Origin of the sequence: Nocardioides bruguierae, from assembly GCF_023554635.1 — a bacterium.
Lineage (GTDB): Bacteria > Actinomycetota > Actinomycetes > Propionibacteriales > Nocardioidaceae > Nocardioides > Nocardioides bruguierae.
In genome coordinates, this window is the sequence record NZ_JAMJPH010000012.1 from 110712 (window position 1) to 131239 (window position 20528).

22 protein-coding genes are annotated in these 20528 nt (G+C 74.8%); 14 read left to right on the forward strand and 8 right to left on the reverse strand.

Annotation, left to right across the window (positions count from 1 at the left end):
* Window positions 1-59 precede the first annotated feature (59 nt).
* Window positions 60-671, forward strand: coding sequence for a TetR/AcrR family transcriptional regulator (locus tag M8316_RS08110; protein ID WP_250053589.1), 612 nt, complete (start codon window positions 60-62; stop codon window positions 669-671).
* Complete coding sequence (locus M8316_RS08115; RefSeq protein ID WP_250053591.1) at window positions 668-1831, forward strand: SGNH/GDSL hydrolase family protein; 1164 nt, start codon at window positions 668-670, stop codon at window positions 1829-1831. Before M8316_RS08110 ends, M8316_RS08115 begins: the two co-directional genes overlap by 4 nt.
* Window positions 1832-1909: 78 nt before the next feature.
* On the opposite strand, the gene M8316_RS08120 is transcribed toward M8316_RS08115, so the two are convergent.
* A complete protein-coding gene (locus M8316_RS08120) occupies window positions 1910-2854 on the reverse strand; it encodes a proline dehydrogenase family protein (RefSeq protein WP_250053592.1) in 945 nt (314 codons plus the stop codon).
* A gap of 165 nt (window positions 2855-3019) precedes the next feature.
* On the opposite strand from M8316_RS08120, the gene M8316_RS08125 reads away from it, so the two are divergent.
* From M8316_RS08125 to M8316_RS08135, 3 genes are read left to right on the forward strand one after another with little or no spacing between them, the layout of a single operon-like run.
* Window positions 3020-4156: a PucR family transcriptional regulator gene (locus M8316_RS08125; RefSeq protein WP_250053593.1), complete on the forward strand. Its 1137-nt coding sequence runs from the start codon at window positions 3020-3022 to the stop codon at window positions 4154-4156.
* 12 nt (window positions 4157-4168) lie between these two features.
* Window positions 4169-4552, forward strand: coding sequence for a DMT family transporter (locus M8316_RS08130; RefSeq protein WP_250053594.1), 384 nt, complete (start codon window positions 4169-4171; stop codon window positions 4550-4552).
* The gene (locus tag M8316_RS08135; RefSeq protein ID WP_250053595.1) at window positions 4549-4887 is read left to right on the forward strand and encodes a DMT family transporter; all 339 of its coding nucleotides are present in this window, start codon (window positions 4549-4551) and stop codon (window positions 4885-4887) included. Before M8316_RS08130 ends, M8316_RS08135 begins: the two co-directional genes overlap by 4 nt.
* Window positions 4888-4935: 48 nt before the next feature.
* On the opposite strand, the gene M8316_RS08140 is transcribed toward M8316_RS08135, so the two are convergent.
* Together M8316_RS08140 and M8316_RS08145 are read right to left on the reverse strand one after the other, a co-directional pair.
* Complete coding sequence (locus M8316_RS08140) at window positions 4936-5730, reverse strand: thioesterase family protein (RefSeq protein ID WP_250053596.1); 795 nt, start codon at window positions 5728-5730, stop codon at window positions 4936-4938.
* 50 nt (window positions 5731-5780) lie between these two features.
* Window positions 5781-6920 (reverse strand): GTP-binding protein, encoded by a 1140-nt coding sequence (locus tag M8316_RS08145; RefSeq protein ID WP_250053597.1) that lies wholly within the window; start codon window positions 6918-6920, stop codon window positions 5781-5783.
* A gap of 95 nt (window positions 6921-7015) precedes the next feature.
* Between M8316_RS08145 and M8316_RS08150 the strand changes: the two genes are divergently transcribed.
* From M8316_RS08150 to M8316_RS08160, 3 genes are all read left to right on the forward strand, one after another.
* Complete coding sequence (locus M8316_RS08150) at window positions 7016-7276, forward strand: type B 50S ribosomal protein L31 (RefSeq protein WP_250053598.1); 261 nt, start codon at window positions 7016-7018, stop codon at window positions 7274-7276.
* Between the two features lie 71 nt (window positions 7277-7347).
* Window positions 7348-8517, forward strand: a complete 1170-nt coding sequence (locus tag M8316_RS08155; protein WP_250053599.1) for a cysteine--tRNA ligase — start codon at window positions 7348-7350, stop codon at window positions 8515-8517.
* 270 nt (window positions 8518-8787) lie between these two features.
* Complete coding sequence (locus M8316_RS08160) at window positions 8788-10245, forward strand: MFS transporter (protein WP_250053600.1); 1458 nt, start codon at window positions 8788-8790, stop codon at window positions 10243-10245.
* Between the two features lie 42 nt (window positions 10246-10287).
* Here the strand turns inward: M8316_RS08160 and M8316_RS08165 are convergent, their stop codons facing one another.
* On the reverse strand, window positions 10288-10779 hold the full coding sequence (locus M8316_RS08165) for a MarR family winged helix-turn-helix transcriptional regulator (protein ID WP_250053602.1): 492 nt from the start codon (window positions 10777-10779) through the stop codon (window positions 10288-10290).
* Window positions 10780-10956: 177 nt separating this feature from the next.
* Between M8316_RS08165 and M8316_RS08170 the strand changes: the two genes are divergently transcribed.
* A complete protein-coding gene (locus tag M8316_RS08170; RefSeq protein WP_250053603.1) occupies window positions 10957-11988 on the forward strand; it encodes a 6-phosphofructokinase in 1032 nt (343 codons plus the stop codon).
* Window positions 11989-11994: 6 nt separating this feature from the next.
* Here M8316_RS08170 and M8316_RS08175 read toward each other — a convergent pair whose 3' ends face one another.
* Entirely contained in the window at window positions 11995-12165 is a 171-nt protein-coding gene (locus M8316_RS08175) for a hypothetical protein (RefSeq protein WP_250053605.1), read from the reverse strand.
* Between the two features lie 129 nt (window positions 12166-12294).
* A complete protein-coding gene (locus M8316_RS08180) occupies window positions 12295-13098 on the reverse strand; it encodes a siderophore-interacting protein (RefSeq protein WP_250053607.1) in 804 nt (267 codons plus the stop codon).
* Window positions 13099-13277: 179 nt separating this feature from the next.
* Between M8316_RS08180 and M8316_RS08185 the strand changes: the two genes are divergently transcribed.
* The gene (locus tag M8316_RS08185; RefSeq protein WP_250053609.1) at window positions 13278-13790 is read left to right on the forward strand and encodes a hypothetical protein; all 513 of its coding nucleotides are present in this window, start codon (window positions 13278-13280) and stop codon (window positions 13788-13790) included.
* 61 nt (window positions 13791-13851) lie between these two features.
* On the opposite strand, the gene M8316_RS08190 is transcribed toward M8316_RS08185, so the two are convergent.
* The gene (locus tag M8316_RS08190) at window positions 13852-14016 is read right to left on the reverse strand and encodes a DUF8730 family Cys-rich protein (RefSeq protein ID WP_250053611.1); all 165 of its coding nucleotides are present in this window, start codon (window positions 14014-14016) and stop codon (window positions 13852-13854) included.
* A 155-nt stretch (window positions 14017-14171) separates the two neighbouring features.
* Between M8316_RS08190 and M8316_RS08195 the strand changes: the two genes are divergently transcribed.
* Both M8316_RS08195 and M8316_RS08200 read left to right on the forward strand, forming a co-directional pair.
* Complete coding sequence (locus M8316_RS08195) at window positions 14172-14486, forward strand: chorismate mutase (RefSeq protein ID WP_250053613.1); 315 nt, start codon at window positions 14172-14174, stop codon at window positions 14484-14486.
* A gap of 239 nt (window positions 14487-14725) precedes the next feature.
* A complete protein-coding gene (locus tag M8316_RS08200) occupies window positions 14726-16990 on the forward strand; it encodes a sensor histidine kinase (protein WP_250053614.1) in 2265 nt (754 codons plus the stop codon).
* On the opposite strand, the gene M8316_RS21045 is transcribed toward M8316_RS08200, so the two are convergent.
* The gene (locus M8316_RS21045) at window positions 16991-17923 is read right to left on the reverse strand and encodes an AraC family transcriptional regulator (protein WP_250053616.1); all 933 of its coding nucleotides are present in this window, start codon (window positions 17921-17923) and stop codon (window positions 16991-16993) included.
* Window positions 17924-18135: 212 nt separating this feature from the next.
* On the opposite strand from M8316_RS21045, the gene M8316_RS08210 reads away from it, so the two are divergent.
* Both M8316_RS08210 and M8316_RS08215 read left to right on the forward strand, forming a co-directional pair.
* Window positions 18136-18798, forward strand: coding sequence for a flavin reductase family protein (locus M8316_RS08210; protein WP_250053618.1), 663 nt, complete (start codon window positions 18136-18138; stop codon window positions 18796-18798).
* A 39-nt stretch (window positions 18799-18837) separates the two neighbouring features.
* Complete coding sequence (locus tag M8316_RS08215; RefSeq protein WP_250053620.1) at window positions 18838-20427, forward strand: 4-hydroxyphenylacetate 3-hydroxylase family protein; 1590 nt, start codon at window positions 18838-18840, stop codon at window positions 20425-20427.
* The last annotated feature ends 101 nt before the right edge of the window (window positions 20428-20528 follow it).

The following is a 20528-nucleotide window of genomic DNA, read 5'->3' on the forward strand; positions in this document are numbered from 1 at the left end:
TCCTACAGCCTTTGGGTAAATGCCATAGTGCAGTAGTCAGTGCGAGGAGAGGGGACGGGATGCCACGCGCAGGACTCACCACCGAGGTGCTCACCCGAGCGGCCGCGGACCTCGCCGACGAGGCCGGGCTCGAGGCCGTGACGCTCTCCGCCCTCGCCCGCCGCTTCGACGTGAAGGTCGCGAGCCTCTACGCCCACGTCGCCGGTGCCGACGACCTCCGGCTGCGGGTCGCGATGCTCTCGCACACCGAGATCGCCGACGCCACGGCCGAGGCGGTGGCGGGGCTCGCCGGACGGGAGGCCCTGCACGCCCTCGCCGATGCCTACCGCGACCACGCGCGCGCCCACCCCGGGCGCTCGGCCGCCGCCCGCCTGCCGCTCACCCCGCAGCAGGCCGCCGCCGGCGACGGCGTCCGCACCTCGCGGCTCACCGCCGCCACCCTGCGCGGCTACGGCCTGGACGAGGCGGCCACCGTGCACGCCGTCCGGCTCGTCGGTTCCGTGCTGCACGGCTTCGTCAGCCTCGAGGCCTCGGGCGGGTTCGGCCACTCGACGCCCGGCGCCGAGGAGTCCTGGCGCGCGGCGATCGACGCCCTCGACGCGGCGCTCAGGCACTGGCCCACCACGCCGCTCGCCACCCCCGCCAACCCCGCACCCGGAGCAGACCGTTGATCACGCACGACCCGTCCCCGTTCCTGCACGGCCACGTCGAGCTCGAGACCACCGACCGCGGCGTCCGCCCGCACCGGCTGCCGGCCTGGGCGCGTCGCCGGTGCCCCGACCCGCAGCTGCTCATGGCCGAGGGCCAGCCCGCCGGCGTCCGCCTCGTGCTGCGCACCGCCGCCACCGTGCTCGAGGTCGACGCCGTGCCCACCAAGCGCGTCTACCCCGGCGCCCCGCCGCGGCCCGACGGCGTGCACGAGCTGGAGGTCGCCCTCGGTGGCGCCGGCACGGGCGTCGCCCGCGCGAGCCTCACGGAGGGCGACGTCGAGCGCATCGACCTGGCCACCGGTGCCCGCACCCTCGAGCCCGGACCCGTCGGCACGCTGCGGTTCGCCGACCTGCCCGCGGGCGAGAAGACGCTGACGCTGTGGCTGCCCCACGACGAGACCACCGCGCTGGTGGCGGTGCGCACCGACGCGCCCGCCGAGCCGGTGCCGACCCAGGCTCCGCGGTGGGTGCACCACGGCTCCTCGCTGAGCCAGGGGTCGAACGCCGCGTCCCCGACCGGCACCTTCGTCGTCGACGCAGCCCGCCGCACCGGCGCGCACCTGACCAGCCTCGGCCTCGGCGGCAGCGCGCTGCTCGACCCGTTCGTCGCCCGCACGATCCGCGACCTGCCCGCAGACCTGGTCTCGATGGAGCTGGGCATCAACCTGGTCAACGCCGACCTGATGCGGCGCCGCGCGCTCGGCCCGGCGCTGCACGGCTGGCTCGACACCGTGCGCGACGGCCACCCGACCACCCCGGTGGTGCTGGTCAGCGCGCTGCACTGCGCGATCCACGAGGCCACGCCCGGCCCGGCCGCGTTCGACCCGGCGGCGCTGGCCGAGGGACGCGTCGCGTTCGCCGCCACCGGTGACCCGGCCGAGGTCGCCGCCGGGCGGCTGACGCTCGAGGTCGTCCGCGAGGTGATGGCCGAGGTCGTGGCCCGGCGCGAGGACCCGCACCTGCACCTGGTCGACGGCCTCGCCCTCTTCGGGGCCGAGGACGAGGCGGCCCACCCGCTGCCCGACCGGCTCCACCTGGAGGTGGCCGGGCACGCGCTGGTGGGCGAGCGGCTCGCCGCCGTCCTGGCGCCCCTGCTGCCGTCCCTCACCCCCGCCGGCTGAGAGCTGCTGCCGACTCGGCGGTGACCCGGCGGCAAGTTACTGCCGACCCGGCGGTGACCCGGCAGCAACTGTCACGGGTCAGGAGGTTGCCAGCGCCTTGAGGAAGAAGGCGACGTTGGCGGGGCGCTCGGCGAGGCGGCGCATGAAGTAGCCGTACCAGTCGGTGCCGTAGGGGATGTAGACGCGCACGGTGCGACCGGCGGCCGCGTGCTCGCGCTGCAGGTCGGTGCGGATGCCGTAGAGCATCTGCAGCTCCCACGAGGACGGCTCGCGTCGCGCGGCGACCGCGGTGGCGACGGCCAGCTCGATCATCGCCGGGTCGTGGGTGGCGACCATCGGGGTGGCGTCGGAGGCCATGAGGGTGGCGACGTGACGGCGGTAGGCGGCGTCGACGTCCGCCTTGTCCTGGAACGCGACGGTCGCGGGCTCCTTGTAGGCGCCCTTGACGAGGCGGACGCGGGCGCCGGCCTTGGCCATCGCCTCGACGTCGTCCTCGGTGCGGTGCAGGTTGGCCTGGAGCACGGTGGCCACCCACGGGTGGGTCTCGCGCAGCTCGTTGGTGATCGCGAGGGTGGAGTCGATGGTGGTGTGGTCCTCCATGTCGACGTTCACCCAGACGCCGGCGACGGCCGCGGCCTCCGTGATCTCGCGGGCGTGGCGCAGCGCGATGTCGTGGCCGTCCAGCGGCAGGGCCTGGCCCAGCGCGGAGAGCTTGACGGAGACCTCGGCGGCACCGGAGCGGCCGCCCTCGGCCTCCAGCGCCAGCGGCGCGAGGCCGGTGATCAGCTCGAGGTAGGCGTCCCGGACGGCCTGCGCGCCGGCCAGGTCGGTGACGTCCTCGCCGAGGTGGTCGACGGTGATCGCCAGGCCCGCGGCGGCGAGCTCGCGGGAGGTCGCGACGCCCTCGGCGGTGGTCTCGCCGGCCACGAAGCGGTCGACGACCTTGCGGGTCGGGGCGAATCCCTCGACGGCGGCCCGGGTGCGGGCGGAGCGTGAGGCGGTGAGGAGGACGGGACCGAGCACGAGGGCCTCCGAGGCGTCGGGTGGATGGGCTGGTGCGTTGCCAGTCACACCACGGTAGGTCGGCATCGGAGGCCCCTGACAGCGACAGGTGCCACGCGATCAGGGCATGATCTGGTGCAGGTGTCTGATGCGCGGACGCCGGTGAGGGGGACGTGGATGAGTGCCGTGGATGATCTCGTCGAGGAGCTCTCGCACCTGCTCGGCGGCCCCTGCACGCTGGAGGACGAGTCCTTCGGCCTGCTCGCCTACTCGGGCCAGGCGGAGACCGACGACGTGCGCCAGGCGTCCATCCTCACCCGTCGCTCGACCGCCGAGGTGCGCGCCTGGTTCCTCGCCCAGGGCGTGGCGGAGGCGGAGGCGCCGCGGCGCACGCCCGGGGACACCGAGCGCCGGATGACGCCACGCGTCTGCGTGCCGGTGCGCTACCTCGGGCGCCTGCACGGCTGGTTCTGGCTGCTCGACCCGCACGAGCGGCTGCTCCCCGAGCCGGGCAGCGAGACCGCCGCCGAGGTCGCCCGCATCGCCGAGACCGCCGGCGCGCTGCTCTCCCACACCGGCCGCCGCCAGGCTCGTCGCACCGCCGCCTTCCGCGACCTCCTGCACGGCGACGCCCGCGAGGCGCGGCCGGCCGCGGCCGCCCTCCTGGCCGGCTCCGGCCTGCGCACCGACGAGCCGCTGGTCTGCCTGCTGCTGGCGCCCGACCCCACCTGGGCCGCGCGCATCGACGGCCTGCCCTCGCGGCCCGGCACCGTGTGGGTCGAGGACGACGGCGGGCTGGTCGTGGCCATGGCCCGACCGACCGTCGTGCGCGCCCAGGAGGCCCCGCTCGAGCAGCTGCGCGCGCTCGGCGTGAGCGGGCCGTGGCTGCCGGCCGACGGCACCGTGCAGGTGGGCGTCGGGCGGGCGGTGCCCCGCGCCGAGGACCTCCGCGCCTCCCATGACGGCGCCCGCACCGCCCTGCGGGTGGCCCGGGGCAGCGGCCGGGTCGAGCGGGCCGACGACCTCGGCGTCCTGGGCCTGCTCGGCGTGGCCCGCGACGCCGACCTGGCCGCCGTCGTCCTCGAGGGCCGCCTGGGAGAGTTCCTCGCGGCCGACGAGCCCGACCTCGTCCGCACCGCCCGCACCTACCTCGACCTCGCCGGCAGCGCCGCCCGCACCGCCGACGTGCTCGGCATCCACCGCCAGACGCTCTACCACCGGCTCGCGCAGGTCGAGCGGCGCGCCGGCCTCGACCTCAAGGACGGCCAGGCCCGGCTCCGGCTGCACCTCGCCCTCACCCTCGGGAGCCGGCTGCAGCCCTGACAGGATCGCCGCATGACCCAGCCGCACTCGCAGGCCCGTCGGGCGGGCACGCACCGTCGTCGCGCGTGGCTGCTGCTCACCGGAGCGGTGGCCGGCGAGGTGACCGGGTCGGTGGGGCTGAAGGCGGCCATCGACGAGCCGCGCTGGTACGTCCTGGTCGTGATCGGCTACGTCGCGGCGTTCGCCCTGCTGGCCCTCACGCTGCGCGCCGGACTGCCCCTGGGCGTGGCCTACGGCGCCTGGGGCGCCAGCGGCGTGGCACTGACGGCGGTGCTGGCGACCGTGCTCTTCGGCGAGCCGTTCACGGTGCTGACCGCGGGCGGCGTGCTGCTCATCGGGGTCGGCGTGCTGCTGGTGGAGACCGGCTCGCACGCGGCGGCGGAGGACCCGACGTGACGGCCTGGCTGCTGCTCGCCGGGGCGATCGGCTGCGAGGTCGCGGGCACCGTGGGCCTGCGGATGGCGGCGGACGACGCGCTCTCGGCCCGCGGCCGGGTCGCGTGGCTGACGTGGGTGGCGCTCGCCTACACGGCCGCGTTCGCGCTGCTCGCCGCCACGCTGCGCGCCGGCCTCCCGCTCGGGGTCGCCTACGGGACGTGGGCGGCGGTCGGCGTGGTGCTCACCGCGCTGCTCGGCCGGGTGCTGTTCGCCGAGCGGCTGACCCCGCGGATGCTGGTCGGCTTCGCGCTCGTGGTGGGCGGGGTGCTGCTCGTGGAGCTCGGGGCTCACTGAGCGCACTGAGCGCACTGAGCGCACTGAGAGGGCGGCTCTGGCAGGGGCTCAGCGGGCGGGACGCACCGTCAGCGACTGCGTGCTGGTGCCGAGCAGCCCGCCGTCGTCGTGCAGCACGGTGGCGGTGACGCCGAGGCCGCCCGGGCCGAAGGAGACGCGGGTGTCCAGGCCCAGCCACTCGCCCACGGGTGCACGGAGCAGGTGCGCGGAGAGGTCGATGTTCGGGAACAGCCAGTCGGTGGGCGCCACCCGTGGCGTCATGCCGTTGGCGATGTCGAGCAGCCCCGCGAACCGGGCCACCGGCGAGGTCTCCTCGCCCTCCACGATCGGCATCCCGGTGCGCACCCACGTGACGCCTCGGCCGGGCGCGATCTCGCGGCGCCGCACCTGGGAGGAGGCGATGAAGTCGCCCGCCCACACCTGGGAGGCGTCCCAGGGCTCGACCTCGTCGCGGGAGGGGATCGGCTCGGCGTGGGTGCCTGCGACCGAGGCCGTCTCGAACGGGGCCATCAGCCACGCCCGCAGCTGGGCCACGACGCGGCTGCGGTGGGTCACGGTCGCCTCGACCAGCTCGACGGTGCGGCCCGGCCGCACCACGCGCACGGACGTGGCCACGTGCCCCACCGGCACCGTGCCGGTGATGTCGAAGGACAGCCGCCCCACCTGGAGGCCGTCGTCCGGCCGACGGACCGCCAGGTCGCGGACGACCTCGTGCACCAGCAGCCCCAGCACCGGCGCGATGTGCTGCTCCGCCGGGTTCCAGGCGCCGCTCGTGTGCTGCGTCGCCTCCAGCTCCTGCGGGGCGGTGCGGACGAAGTAGGCGTCGGGCGTCGGGGCGGTCATGACCCCGATCCTGCCTGCCACCCGCACCCCGGCCGGGAGCGGGGCGGCGGTCAGGCCGCGCGACGCAGCGGCCCGAGCCACGGCTCGAGCCCGTCCTCGACCGTCTCCCACGCCGGCCCGCGCAGCTCCAGCTCCTCGGCGGTGACCAGCAGGTGCTCGAACGCGTCGACCAGGTGGGTGGGCCGCTCGCCCACGCCGGTGACCACGATCCGCGTGAACGGGCGGATCGGCCCCCACGGGCGCACGGTGCCGATGCTGAGCTGTCCGCCCGCCCCGTCCCAGGCGAGGACGTCGTCGGTGCGGGTGGGCAGCCAGAAGCAGCCGCGCGAGCGGTGCCGCCCCGACCCGAGCCGGCCGAGGTCGGCGAGCAGCCGCGCGGGGTGGAAGGGGCGGTCGGAGGAGAGGTCGAGGCGCCAGACCCGCTCCTGCACCGCGTCCGGCTGCGGCGGGAGCACCGGCAGCGGCACGCGCCGGTCCGCGCGGGTCCAGTCGAACCGGGCGCGATGGTCGTGGTGCGGGGCGCGGACGACGGCGGCGACGTCGAGGTCCGCCGCCGAGCCGAGCACCACGGCGCCGGGGGCGGCCAGGGTGCCGAGCAGCCGGCGGCCGACCGGCGCCGCGTCGGGGGCGAGGACCACGTCGGCGGCCTCCACCAGGGCCGCGAGCGCCTCGCCGACGCCGCGGTGGTCGCCCGGCGAGGTGCCCCAGCCGCGCTCGCGCAGCAGGTCGTCCCCGAGCAGGTCGTCGGCCGTCGTCCGCCCGTCGGTGGCGGCGAGGACCGCGTGCACCCGCAGCGTCCGCCGCAGCACCGCGTCGCGGGCCAGCGCGTCGCACAGCGGGTCCGCGAGGGCCGAGGACGGCAGCTGCACGAGCACGGAGTCCCAGCGGCCCTCGCCGGCCAGGCGCAGCACGGTGGGCAGCACGTCCTCGCGCAGCGCGCACGTGGCGCACAGGTGGTCGAGGTCGACGACCTCGCGCTCCAGCTCGCCGGTGGCGTCGCTGACCACGCGCTCGAGCAGGGCCCGCTCGACGTCGATGGTGTGCCGCACGGCCACGGCCCGGGGCAGGTCCCACAGCAGGCCGACGGTCGCCGCGTCCTGGGCGTGCGGGTCGACGCCGGTGACGACCACCACCGGTGTCGCCGGCGACTCGGTGCTGTGCAGCGGGCGCGGGTCGGGCAGGTCGCTCACGGTTCTCTCCACTTCTCGGGGCGGGCTCGCGGAACAACCCGCGAGCCGGTGCGGTTACAGTAACGATAATCGTTCTCAACTCAACAGGAGGAACCGTGCAGCGCGACATCCACCCCACCTACGGCCCCGTCGTCTTCCGGGACCGCTCCGCGGCCGAGGGCGACCAGCTCGTCCTGACCCGCTCGACCCTCGCCGGGCGCGAGGGCCTGCCCACCGTCGAGATCGACGGGGAGACCTACCCGGTCGTCGACGTGGACGTCTCCTCGGGCAGCCACCCCTTCTGGACCGGCCGCGGCCGCACCATCGACACCGAGGGCCGCATCGAGAAGTTCCTGCGCCGCTACGGCCAGGCCTGACGCACCCGTCCATCAGGACCGGGTGACGGGCGACCCGTGGCTCGGCGGCCCCCGTGCGGCAAGATCGACCCGTGGCCTCCGACACCGCTCCCGCCCGTTACCCGGTCAACGACGCCGTCCCGGCCCCCCTGGTGCTGGACGGCGCGCCGCTCCTGGCCGTCGCGCCGCTGCGCGTCTACACCTGCGGCATCACCCCCTACGCGGTGACGCACGTCGGCCACGCCGCCACCTTCGTGTGGGCCGACCTGCTCGCGTCGGTCTCGAAGGCCTCCGGCGCCAAGGCGGAGGTCTCGCGCAACATCACCGACGTCGACGACGTCCTCACCGCCGCCGCCGCCCGCACGGGCCAGCCCTACGACGAGCTGGCCTCGGTGCAGCAGTTCCAGTTCGGCCGCGACATGGAGGCCCTCGCCGTCGCCCGCCCCAAGCACGAGCCCAAGGCCCGCGCCCACGTCGCCTCCGTCATCCGGCTCGCGGTCGCCCTGCTCACCAACGGCGCCGCCTACGAGAGCGAGGGCTACGTCTACTTCCGCGGCACGGAGGTCCCCGGGCGCGCAGGCCTCGAGGTGGACGAGGCGCGCGAGCTGTCGCGCGCCTACGGCGACCAGCACGACGTGCCCGGTCGCGAGTCCGAGTTCGACGTGCCGGTGTGGCGTCCCTCGGCCGAGGGTGACCCCGCGTTCCCGAGCCCGTGGGGCTGGGGCCGTCCCGGCTGGCACGCGGAGTGCGCCGCGATGGCCGTGGCCACCTTCGGCTCCTCCGTCGACGTGCTGGTCGGCGGCTCCGACCTCGCGTTCCCGCACCACGCCTACCAGGCCGCCATGGTCGAGGCGGCCACCGACGTCACCCCGTTCGCCCGCGCCACGCTGCACGTCGGCGAGGTCCGGCAGGACGGGGTGAAGATGTCGAAGTCGCTGGGCAACCTCGAGCTCGTCGCCGACCTGCTGACCCGGTTCCCCGGCCCCGTCGTCCGCCTCGGCCTGCTGCACCGCGACCGGCACGAGCCCTGGGAGTGCGAGGACGCCGTCTTCGAGGCGGCCGCCACGACGCTGGACAAGCTCTACGCCGCGGCCGGCTCGCCCGCCGAGCGCGCGGACGCCGGCAGTGGCCGCGACCGCGTGCTCGCCGCACTGCTCGCCGACCTGGACGTGCCCGCGGCCGTCGACGTCGCGCTCGCCGAGGGTGGCGACGCGGCCCGGTACCTGCTGGACGTGCTGCGGGTGACGGAGCGGTCTGCCTGATGGCTCCCTCCGGTCGCATGTCCGCGCGCTCGTAACCCTCGCTCTTCACTCCTCGACTCGACGCGAGCGTTCGCAGGCTCACGGCCCGCGCGCTCGTCTCGTCGCTGCAGATCGAGGGCGCGCGCGGACGCGTCATGCGTCCCCGGCGGCTGCACCTCAGGGGTGACTCGGGACACGTCGCGGAATGCGGCAGCCCTCCGTACAGTTGTGTCGTGCATATAGGTGCTACTCGCAACTAATTGCACGACGCAGACCTGAGGAGACTCCCGCATGAACGACCCCGCGCCCACCCGCGCCGCCCGTCCCGGGCTGGCCGTGGCCGCCCTTGCCCTCGGCGGCCTCATGACCGCGCTGACCCAGACGCTGGTCATCCCGATCCAGTCCGAGCTGCCCCGGCTGCTCGACGCCGACGCCGCGGACACGGCCTGGGTGGTCACGGTGACCCTCCTGGCCGCCGCCGTCACCATGGTGCTGGCCGGCCGGATCGCCGACCTCGTCGGCAAGAAGCCCGTGCTGCTGGCCAGCGCCGGCATCCTGGCGGTCGCCTCCGTGATCGTCGCCCTCTCCGACAGCCTCGTCCCCGTGCTCGTGGGTCGCGCGCTCCAGGGCACGGCGATGGGCTTCATCCCGGTCGGCATCGCGCTCGTCCGCGAGATCGTGCCGCCGAAGATGGCCGCCACGGCCGTCGCGACCATCAGCGCCACCCTCGGCGTCGGCGGCGCCATCGGCCTGCCGCTCTCCGCCTGGATCGTCGAGGTCGGCGACTGGCACACCCTCTTCTGGGTCTCCACCGTCGCCGCGCTGGTCGTGCTCGCGCTCGTGGCCGCCGTCGTCCCGCACACCCACCACGGCCAGGGCGAGAAGGGCGCGCTCGACCCGGTCGGCGCGCTGCTCCTCGCCGTCGGTCTCGTGGCCTTCCTCGTCGGCGTCTCCAAGGCCACCGACTGGGGCTGGGGCGACGCGCGCACGCTCGGCGCGATGATCGGCGGCGTCGTCGTCCTCGTCGGCTGGGGCGCCTGGGAGCTGCGGCACCACGACCCGCTGGTCGACCTGCGGGCCACGGCGCGCCGCCCCGTCCTGCTCACGAACCTGGCCGCCATCGCGATCGGCTTCGGCATGATGGCGCAGTCGATCGTCGTGCCCCAGCTGCTCCAGCTGCCCGAGGCGACCGGCTACGGCCTGGGTCAGTCCATCCTCGCGGCCGGCCTGTGGATGGCCCCCGGTGGTCTGATGATGCTCGTCTTCGCGCCGGTCTCGAGCCGGCTCATGGGCACCGTCGGTGCGCGCACCACGCTCGCGATCGGCGCCGGCGTCCTCTCCGTCGGCTACCTGGTGGCCACCCTGCTCACCGGCGCCCCGTGGCAGCTGATGATCGCCGCGCTGATCTGCTCCTCCGGCGTCGGCATCGGCTACGCCGCGATGCCCACGATCATCATGGACAACACCGAGCCCCGCGAGGCCGGTGCGGCCGTGGGCCTCAACGCGCTCACCCGTTCGGTCGGCACCACGCTGGCCGCCGCGGTCATGGGCACCGTGCTCGCCGGCAACACCACCGAGCTCGCCCCCGGCGTCGCGCTGCCCAGCGAGGGCGCCTTCACCGCGTGCTTCCTCATCGGTGCCGCCGCCGCGGTCGTCGGCGTGCTGCTGGTGCTGGGCGTGCCGCGCCGCCCCACGCGTCCCGACGCCGTGCAGGCCGCCGAGGCGCAGGACGAGCTGGTCGCGGGCTGAGCCCGCGGGGCCGAGGCGGCCCGCTCCTGCCCGGCGGGCCGCTCAGGCCTGCGTCGCGTCGATCGCCTCGTTGAGGGCCGCGAGGTCCTCGGCGAGGCGATGCGCGCGCTCCGGCCCCAGCTCGCGGACGACGGCCCGCCAGTGCACCGCGCGCACCGCCGAGTCCTCCTCGTAGGCGGTGGTGCCGGCCGGGGTGGGGCGCACCAGGTGGGCCCCGTCCTCGCCCAGCGTCCGCTCGACCAGGCCCGCGCCCACGGCGGCCTTGACCTGGCGGCTCGTGGTCGAGGCGTCCAGGTGCAGGTGCTCGCCGAGCCCGCCCACCGAGAGCGGGCCGTGGTGGCGCAGCGCCATCAGGATCTTGTAGGCCGAGCCGTCCAGCCGGGTACCGGTCGGGTTCACCAGGCCGCGGCGGTTGATCCGCAGCACCTCCAGGCCGAGCGCGCGCAGCGTCGCGTCCTCGTGCGGGTCGCCGGGGTCGCCGGGGGCCGTCTCGGCGGTGGCGGGCGGCGCGTCGGTGCGGGGGGAGCCAGACACGGCTCCGACGATAGTCCGCGCGCGGACCGGGCGGCGTCCCGGCCGGTCGGAAGGGGAGGCCCGAGGCGCCGCTCGGAGGGCCGTTCGGAGGGCCGGCCGGGCCGATCGGTCCCACGGTGCGGGCACGTGGCCCCGGTCACTGCCCGCGGCCTGGCCGGGGGTGAGAAGGTGGGCGACGTGAAGATCGGTCTCCTCACCAGCGGCGGCGACTGCCCGGGCCTCAACGCGGTCATCCGCGGTGCTGTGCTGCGCGGCGTCAAGACCTACGACGACGAGTTCGTCGGCTTCCGGAACGGGTGGCGCGGCGTCCTCGACGCGGACGTCATGGAGCTGCCCCGCACCGTCGTCCGGGGCCTCTCCCGGCAGGGCGGCACCATCCTGGGCACGTCCCGCACGAACCCCATCGAGGGCGACGGCGGCGGCGTCGAGGTGGTGGCGCAGCGCCTGAAGGAGCTCGGCGTCGACGCCCTGGCCGTCATCGGAGGCGAGGGCTCGCTGGCCGGAGCCAAGCGCCTGGCCGACGCCGGCCTGCCCGTCATCGGGGTGCCGAAGACGATCGACAACGACCTGATGGGCACGGACTACACCTTCGGCTTCGACACCGCCGTCGCGATCGCCACCGACGCGATGGACCGGCTGCGCACCACCGGCGAGTCCCACCACCGCTGCATGGTCGCCGAGGTCATGGGCCGCCACGTCGGCTGGATCGCCCTGCACTCCGGCGTCGCCGCGGGCGCACACGCCATCCTCATCCCCGAGCAGCGGGTCTCCATGGGCGAGCTGTGCTCCTGGGTCCGTCAGGTGCACGAGTCCGGGCGCAGCCCGCTCGTCGTGGTGGCCGAGGGCTTCATCCCCGAGGGCCACGAGGACGTGCTCTCCGAGAAGGGCCTCGAGGCCGACGGCCGGCCCCGCCTGGGCGGGATCGGCGACTACCTCGTCCACCAGATCGAGGAGCGCACGGGCATCGAGACCCGGGCCGCGATCCTCGGCCACGTCCAGCGCGGCGGTGCGCCCACCGGCTACGACCGTGTGCTCGCCACCCGCTTCGGCATGGCCGCCACCGACCTCGCGCACGCCGAGGGTTGGGGCCACCTGGTCGCGGCGCGCGGCACCGAGATCGAGCGCGTCCCGCTCGCCGACGCCCTCATCGGGCTCAAGCACGTGCCGCAGCACCGGTGGGACGAGGCCAAGTCGCTGTTCGGGCGCTGAGGGCCCTCAGCGGACGCCGGCCAGCAGACCCATCCCGCTGACCTGCTCGGCTCGCTGCTCGGCTCGTCGGGCGGCCTTCTCCGGGTCGATCCGGATGGGGCCGATCACCAGCAGTCCTGCCGTCACCAGGACCACCGTCACCCGGTAGCCCCAGCGCACGCTCCGCGCAGTCGTCACGACCGCTCCTCGCACCTCGCCGGAGGCGACCGCCGAGCCGGACGCCGGCAGGTCCTCGTCGACCTGCCGGTGGGTCGATCGGCAGGAGTCGGGGTGCGCGCGAACCCCGCACGGGGTTCTTCACGGGATCTACAGGTCGGCGTCCATCGCCTGCACGAACTCGCGCTTCACCGCGCGCCAGGCCTCGTCGGTGTAGGTGCGCCGCCAGTACGGGGAGCAGGACATGTCGGCGCGCTCGAGGCCCCAGGTGCCGAGCAGGTGCCGGCGGATCGCGCGCACCTCCTCGGCCTCGCCGTGCACGAACGCCTGCACGCGGCCGGTCGGCCGGCTCAGCGCCTCGACGGCGGCGGGAAGCGGGGCGGGGTCCTCGCTGGTCCGGTGGACCCACACCAGGTCGACGTCGGCGGAGGAGGGCAGCGGCACCTCGTGGTCGGGTCCGTCGCAGACGAGGCGGACGAGGGCCCGGGCGCCCGTGGGGAGGACCTCGAGGGAGGCCGCGATCGCCGGGACGGCGGACTCGTCGCCGACGAGCAGGTGGACGTCGGCGCCCGGGTCGGGCCGGTAGCCGGAGCCGGGGCCCTGGAGCACCAGGACGTCGCCGGGTGCGGCGTGCTGCGCCCAGGCGCCGGCCACGCCGTCGTCCCCGTGCACGACGAAGTCGAGGACCAGCTCGCGGGTCGCCGGGTCCCACGAGCGCACCGTGTAGCGGCGGCGCGCGGGCTGCTGCTCACGCGGGTGGGTCTCGCGTACCTCGGCCGGGTCGAAGACCGGCCCGTAGTCGGCACCGGGCGGGGCGAAGGCCAGGTTCACGTAGGCGTCGGTGGACGGGGCGTCGCCCGCGTCCGGCCAGAAGTCGGCGAGCCCGTCGCCACCGACGACGACGCGGACCATCGACGGGGTCAGGCGCTCTGTGCGCAGCACCTCGGCGTGCACGGCTCCTCCTGCGGAGTGCTCGGGGTGTCTCCCGGCCCGTGGCGCGGGAGGGCCCGGCGGCGGGCCGTCGTCCAACCTACGTGCTCGACCCACGGACCCCACCTGTGCGCCCGAGCCCCGCGCACGGCAAGATGGTGCCTGGAGACGTACGGCCCCTCGCGGGCGGAGAGGAACCAGGGATGAGCGACGAGACCACCCCCGCGCACCGCGAGGTCGCGCACCAGCAGCACGGCGAGATCGTCCGCAAGGACTCCATGGGCACCGTGCTGATGAGCGACGCCGACCGCGAGGAGTACCTGGCCAAGCTGCAGCGCAGCTACGTGGCCCCGGGCGTCTCCTTCTTCGGCGTGCACCTCGTCCTGGCGGTCGGCACGTGGCTGCTGTTCGCCTCCTACACGCTCTACGACGCCGGCGAGACCGGCCACTACAACGCCCTGTGGTCCGCGGCGCTGGTGACGCTGGTGCTCTTCCCGGCGCTGTGGCTGCGCCAGATCGGCCCGTCGGCCGTGGCCGTGGGTATCGGCGTCGCGGTCGGCGTCGCCTACATCCTGCTCGGCGCGCTCCTGCCGCACGACAGCACCGTGACCCGGGCGAACGAGATCGTCTCCGGCGTCCTGATCGTCATCGGCTACGTCCTGTCGCTGGACACCCGCAACGGCGGGGACAGCACCAGCGCGCACTCCCAGGGCTGACGCCCCTCTGCACGAGAAAGCCCCCGTCCCGGGTCGGGACGGGGGCTTTCGTGCGTCCGGCTCAGCGGCCGAAGAGCTTGCCCATGAGGCCGCCGGAGGCGGGCTCGTTCTCGTGGCCCTGGCAGCGGTCGGACTTGGCGACGCCGGCCATGACCATGTCGACGTGCTGGCCGCAGCCGGCCCAGGTGGTCTTGCCGCACTTCTTGCAGGTGACTGCTCGGCACATGGGGAGGTCTCCTCGGGAGATCGGGGATGGAATGCTTTGTCCGGACAAACAATAACCCCCTGGGGGGTCAGTTCCAAGCCCTGACCGTGGCCCAGGCCCAGGCGGTCCGCACCACTAGCCTGTCCGTGGCACCCCGCCGAGGAAAGGAACCGCCCGTGAGCAGCGAGAGCACCGGCGCCACCGCGCCGCCCGAGCTGCTGGCCCTGCGCGCCAGCATCGACAACCTCGACGCCGCCCTCGTGCACCTGCTCGCCGAGCGGTTCCGCTGCACCCGCGCCGTGGGCGCCCTCAAGGCGCGGATGGACCTCCCCCCGGCCGACCCCGCCCGTGAGGCCGTGCAGATCACCCGGCTGCGCGACCTGGCCACCGAGTCGGGTCTCGACCCGGAGTTCGCCGAGAAGTTCCTCGCGCTCATCATCGACGAGGTCATCCACCACCACCTGCACGCGCGGGACGACGCCCAGGCCTGAGCCCGCCGGCCTCCTGCGCGCTGTGCGGGTTCCGGGCCGCTCAGGTCCGGCGCGCGGCTGACGATCGTCCCTGTCGGAACCCGGGTGCCGGGCCGACCGTCCCGTGGAGGGTGCTCCAGGGGCACGACGTGCGTCACACTGGGACCCCCACCCCCGTCGGTTCCCGACCCTTCCCCCCGCTCCGTGCAATCCCCGCTCCGCCCTGCCCAGGGCCGGCGCGGGCGAGGAGGCCCCCGCAGATGGACATCGCCGACCGCCCCGGCCTCGCCGGCACGCGCTCCGCGACCGACCGTCCGGGAGATCCCTCCCGCGGGGTGCCGCCCCGCGGGCTGCCGCCGCAGCCGGGGCCGGGGGCCCCGAACCCTGGGGCGACGCACCCGGACGGTCGCCCCGGGCTGTCGTCCGGCTCCGCCCTCGGCTCCCCGTGGGAGGGGTTCGGGCCGGGGCTGCGCCTGGCCAGCGTCCTCACGGGTGCGCTGCTCTTCACGCTGCTCGTCGTGGCCGGGGTCTCCACCGGGCGCCAGCACGCGCCGACCGACGGGGTCTGGCCCAACGCCGGCGCCGCGATCCTCTTCCTGCTCATCGTCACCGGGAGGCGCGGGCGCCTGCTCGCCGTCCTGGCGATGGTGGTCCTCTCCGTGGTGCCGGTGCTGCTGCTCGACCCGGACCCGCAGCTCGTGGTCCGCGGCGTGGTCAGCGGCGTGGTGTCGGGCGTCCTGGGCACCTGGCTGCTCGAGCGGTGGCGGCTCACGCCGGACACCGCCGAGGGCGAGCTGCTGGCCCGGGGGCCGTTCCTGCGCACGTTCGGCGCGCTCGCCCTCGCCTCCGGCGCCGGCGCGCTGGCCGCGGGCGTCGTGGCGGCCCTCGGGCCGAACGGCGTGGGTGCGGACGACGTGGCGGTGTGGTTCGGGCGGCAGCTGACGGCGGCGGCCTTCGTGGTCTTCCCCGCTGTCCTGGTCGGCGACCTGCGCCGGCAGGGACGCACCTGGCGCACCGAGTTCGGTGCCGTGCAGCGACGTGACCTGGCCACCGTGGTCGGGCTGAGCCTGCTCTCGGTCGCGGTCTGGGTCGGGGCGCTCGTGCAGGACTCGCTGGCCTTCCTCATCATCCCGATCGGCATCTGGATCGCCGCCCGCTTCAGCCCCTTCGTGGCGTCGACCTGGATGATCGGCTTCGGCGGCCTGGTGATCGTGCTGACCTCCCAGGAGTTCACCGCCTTCGGGCACATCGAGACGCTCCAGGCCCGGATGCTGCTGCTCCAGCTGTTCCTGCTGACGCTGCTCGGCTCGACCACCGCGACCGTCGCGGTGGTCGAGGAGCGGCGCAAGCTGGTGGACCTGCTGGTCGAGCGGGACCGCGAGCGCTCGGCCCGGCTGGAGCTGCTGGACTCCATCACCGACTCCATCGCCGAGGCCCTGGTGGTCTTCGACGGGCAGGGCAACCTGGTCACCGCGAACGCGACGGCCCGGGCCTGGGCCCGCCTCACCGGCGAGGGGCTGGCCCCCACGTCGGCGGGCTACCGCCTGCTGCGCACCGACGGCACCCCGCTCCCGGAGGAGGACTACCCGTCCCGACGGGCCCTGCGCGAGGGTGTCGTCCCGCCGCACGACCTGCTGATCCACACCGATGCCGGTGGCATCGTCGTCCAGGTGCAGGCCGTCCGCCTGCGCGAGGGCTCGGCGCTGGGCACCGACCTGGGGGCGGGGGCGCAGGCCCTCGTCGTCCTCAACGACGTCACCGAGGTCCGGGCGCGCGCGGCGAAGCTGGCCGGGTTCGCACGCACCGTCCGCGAGGACCTCGCGGGCCCCATCACCACCGCCCAGGACTGGGTGGCCCTGGCGCGCACCCACCTCGAGCCGGCCACCGACGGCGAGCCGGTCGACCCTGCCCGCTCGGCACGGGCGGTGGAGCACGTGGGTCGCGCGCTGGTGCGGATGAGCGACCTCGTCGACGAGCTGCTGGTCCGGACCCGGGTTGAGGCCGGCCCGGTGAAGCCCGAGCGGGTCGAGCTCGAGGGCTTCCTCGGCCTGGTCCGCCAGGTCGCGGACGGTGCGGTGCCCCGTGCCCGGGTGCGGGTGGGTCCGGTGCCGGCCGTCTCGGCCGACCGCGAGATGCTGGCCGAGATGCTCGCCGCCGTCCTCCGCTCCGCGGTGGACCGGGTGCCCGACGGCACCACGCCCGAGGTCTCCGTGACCGGCAGCCTCCAGGGTGCCCGGGTCGTGCTCAGCATCGCCGACAACGGCGTGGGCCTCCCGCCGGCCTGGCGCGAGCGCGTGTTCACCAGGTTCGGACGCTTCCCGGTCTCCGACGAGCCCGCCGACCGCTCCGGCACCTCGCTCGGCCTCGCCCTGGCGCGCAGCATCGTGGAGCGTCACGGTGGGACGATCCGCTGCGAGCCCGTGGTTCCCGCGGGGGACGAGGCCGAGGGCTCGGGGGCGCGGTTCGTGCTGGACCTGCCCGCCGCCGGCCCCCTCGACGTGGAGCCCCGCAGCGTCGAGCGGTAGTCAGTCCGCCCGTCGGAGCGTGCTCGACGGCGGCACCCCGTAGGCCTCGCGGTAGGCCGCGGCGAAGCGGCCGAGGTGGCTGAACCCCCACCGGGACGCGGCCACCGCGACGGTCGGTGCAGCGCCGGCGAGCAGGTCGGCGTGCACCCGGGCCAGCCGGATGCCGAGCAGCGCCTGGGTCGGCGTGGTGCCGGCGTAGCGCCGGAAGCCCTGCTGCAGGCGACGCACGCCCACGCCGCTGACCTCGGCGAGCTCGGCGGAGGTCCACTCGCGGGCCGGGTCCGCCTCCATCGCCTCGAGGACGCGGGACACGATGCGTGGTCGCACGGTGCCGCACTCCGGCTCCTCCGGGAAGCAGGCGTTGACCAGCGCGGCGGTCAGGGTGGCGCCGAGGCGTCGAGCGACCGCCCGGTCGCGGGTGAGCGTCGGGTTGCGCATCGCCTCCGTGCCGATCGAGCCCAGCAGCCCCAGCCAGGCGCGTCCGGCGTCGGTGCGCAGGTCGATCTGTCCGGGCATGCGGTCGGTGCCGAGACCGACGAGGGAGGCCACCTCCTGGGCGAGGTAGCCGCGCTCGACGCGCATCCCGACGATCGAGCAGTCCGCCGACCACCGGTGCATCCGGGCCGGCACGTCCGGCGGGCACACCGTCGCCTGCCCGTCCAGGGACAGGACGTGGTGGCCGCCCACGCGTGCCTCCAGCACCCCGCTGCGCGGGACGTTGACCGCCCAGGCTCCCGGGTGGTCCGACTCGACGGCCACCTCGGCGCCCCAGCCGATCCGGGCCAGGCGCACGGGCCCCAGGTCGACGGCCCGCAGCTCGGGGGCGGTCGCGCCGGCGCGGCGGACGACGAGGCGGTGCGGGAAGTAGACGTCCGCGACGGCGGCGGAGTGCTGCGCGAGGTCGGGCTCGGCACCCGGGGCGACAGCGTGCACGGGCACCTCCTGGGCGCGCGAGTGACGTGACGCCGGTCACAGTAGCACCGGGCGACGGACGACTCGGAGCGCTCCGAGATCCCGCTGCGCGAAGCGGATCGGCAGTGCGCCGAGCGGATCGTCCGGCCCCTCTCCCCAGGCCTAACGTCCCGGCCATCCGTGACGCGGGACACGTCCCGCGTCGCCGGCAGCACCCCGTCAGGAGGACCGAGATGCCCGTCGACCGCCGAGCGCACCACACCCCCGCGCCGGACGCCCGCGCACTGCGCAACGCGTTCGGCCGCTTCGCCACCGGCGTGACCGTCGTGACCTGCGCAGCCCCCGACCCGACCACCGGGGAGCCGGGTCGGCACGGCGCGACCGTCACGGCGTTCATGCCGGTCTCCCTCGACCCGCCGCTGCTCCAGGTCGCGCTGACCCGCACCAGTCGCGCGTGCGGCCTCCTGGAGGGCGCGGCCTTCGCGGTCAACGTGCTCGCCGCCGACCAGGTGGACGTGGCCATGCACTTCGCGGGCCGCCCGTCGCCCGGTCCGCTGCCCTGGGACGCGGCCACCCTCGAGCAGGACGGGCGCCGCACCGTCGTCCCGACCCTGGGCGGAACCGCCGCCACGTTCGTCTGCCGCCCGTGGCGCAGCGTGGACGGCGGGGACCACGTGCTCCACCTGGGGGAGGTCGTGCGCGCCGAGACCAGTGCGCGCGCGTCCCTGCTCTTCGCCGACTCGGCCTTCCGCGAGGTCGGCGCCCGCCACGGCGACGTCGTCTGGCTCGGCTGCGCGGACGACCCCCAGCGCGGCTGGTTCGACGCCGCCTGCGACTTCTCCCCGCCCGTGGTCCGGCGGCCAGAGCAGGCGCTCGCCCACGCCACCCACTACTGAGCCCATCCACCGCACCGCCCACGACCCACTGGAGGAACCGTGACCGAGACCCTGTCCCGCGAGAGCACCGTCGGCGCCGACGGCCCGCCGACCGTCAACCCCGCGGCCGACTCCGAGGCCAACCGCACCACCAACTTCGCCTCCCGGCCGATGACCGGCGACGAGTACATCGAGTCGCTCAAGGACGGCCGGGAGATCTACCTGCACGGCGAGCGGGTCGAGGACGTCACCACGCACCCGGCCTTCCGCAACCCGATCCGGATGACCGCGCGGCTCTACGACGCGCTGCACACCGGGCCGCACGTCGACGAGCTGACCGTGCCGACCGACACGGGCTCCGGCGGCGTCACGATGCCGTTCTTCAAGACCCCCACCTCGTCGGCGGACCTGCTCAAGGAGCGCGACGCGATCGCCCGCTGGGCGCGGATGTCCTACGGCTGGATGGGCCGCTCGCCCGACTACAAGGCCAGCTTCCTCGGCACCCTGCACGCCAACTCCGAGCTGTACGCACCGTTCCAGGCCAACGCCGAGCGGTGGTACCGCGAGAGCCAGGAGAAGGTCCTCTACTGGAACCACGCGATCATCAACCCGCCCGTCGACCGCCAGCTGCCTCCCGACGAGGTCGGCGACGTCTACATGAAGGTGGAGAAGGAGACCGACGCCGGCCTGGTCGTCTCCGGCGCGAAGGTGGTCGCCACCGGGTCGGCGATCACCAACTACAACTTCATCGCCCACTACGGGCTCCCCATCAAGAAGAAGCAGTTCGCGCTGATCTGCACGGTGCCGATGGACGCCCCCGGCATCAAGCTCATCTGCCGCTCGTCCTACACCGAGCAGGCGGCCCGCAACGGCACACCGTTCGACTACCCGCTCTCCAGCCGGATGGACGAGAACGACACCATCTTCGTCTTCGACAAGGTGCTCGTGCCCTGGGAGAACGTCTTCATGTACGGCGACGTCGACCGGATCAACGCGTTCTTCCCGCAGTCCGGCTTCCTGCCGCGCTTCACGTTCCAGGGCTGCACCCGCCTCGCGGTGAAGCTCGACTTCATCGCCGGTCTCCTGCTCAAGGCGCTGGACGCCACCGGCTCCGGCGGCTTCCGCGGGGTGCAGACGCGCGTCGGCGAGGTGATCGGCTGGCGCAACCTGTTCTGGTCGCTGACCGAGTCGATGGCCCGCGACCCCGAGCCCTGGATCGGCGACGCCGTCATCCCGAAGCTCGAGTACGGCCTGACCTACCGGATGTTCATGATCCACGGGTACCCGCGGGTCAAGGAGATCATCGAGCAGGACGTCGCCAGCGGACTGATCTACCTGCCCAGCGGCGCCGCGGACTTCAAGAGCCCGGTCGTGCGTCCCTACCTCGACAAGTACGTCCGCGGCTCCGACGGCATCACCGCCGTCGACCGGGTCAAGGTCATGAAGGCGCTGTGGGACTCGATCGGGTCGGAGTTCGGCGGCCGGCACGAGCTCTACGAGCGCAACTACTCCGGCAACCACGAGAACGTGAAGGCCGAGCTGCTGTTCGCCGCGCAGAACCGTGGCGGCACCGACCAGATGCGCGGGCTGGCCGACGAGTTCCTCTCCGAGTACGACCTCGACGGGTGGACGGTGCCGGACCTGTTCTGAGGTCGTCCCGCACCACGGGCGGGCGGGGGTCGCGCGGTAGGGCGTGACCCCCGTCACTCCGCGTCGTTGAACGGATGTCAACGACGTCGATCCCGGGAGGT

Bases quoted from the DNA above. Each gene is read 5' to 3' on its own strand.
- M8316_RS08200 (WP_250053614.1), top strand. From the start codon at position 14,726: ATGGACATCGCCGACCGCCCCGGCCTCGCCGGCACGCGCTCCGCGACC.
- M8316_RS08190 (WP_250053611.1), bottom strand. From the start codon at position 14,016: ATGTGCCGAGCAGTCACCTGCAAGAAGTGCGGCAAGACCACCTGGGCC.
- M8316_RS08110 (WP_250053589.1), top strand. From the start codon at position 60: ATGCCACGCGCAGGACTCACCACCGAGGTGCTCACCCGAGCGGCCGCG.
- M8316_RS08140 (WP_250053596.1), bottom strand. From the start codon at position 5,730: ATGACCGCCCCGACGCCCGACGCCTACTTCGTCCGCACCGCCCCGCAG.
- M8316_RS08130 (WP_250053594.1), top strand. From the start codon at position 4,169: ATGACCCAGCCGCACTCGCAGGCCCGTCGGGCGGGCACGCACCGTCGT.
- M8316_RS08160 (WP_250053600.1), top strand. From the start codon at position 8,788: ATGAACGACCCCGCGCCCACCCGCGCCGCCCGTCCCGGGCTGGCCGTG.
- M8316_RS08185 (WP_250053609.1), top strand. From the start codon at position 13,278: ATGAGCGACGAGACCACCCCCGCGCACCGCGAGGTCGCGCACCAGCAG.
- M8316_RS08210 (WP_250053618.1), top strand. From the start codon at position 18,136: ATGCCCGTCGACCGCCGAGCGCACCACACCCCCGCGCCGGACGCCCGC.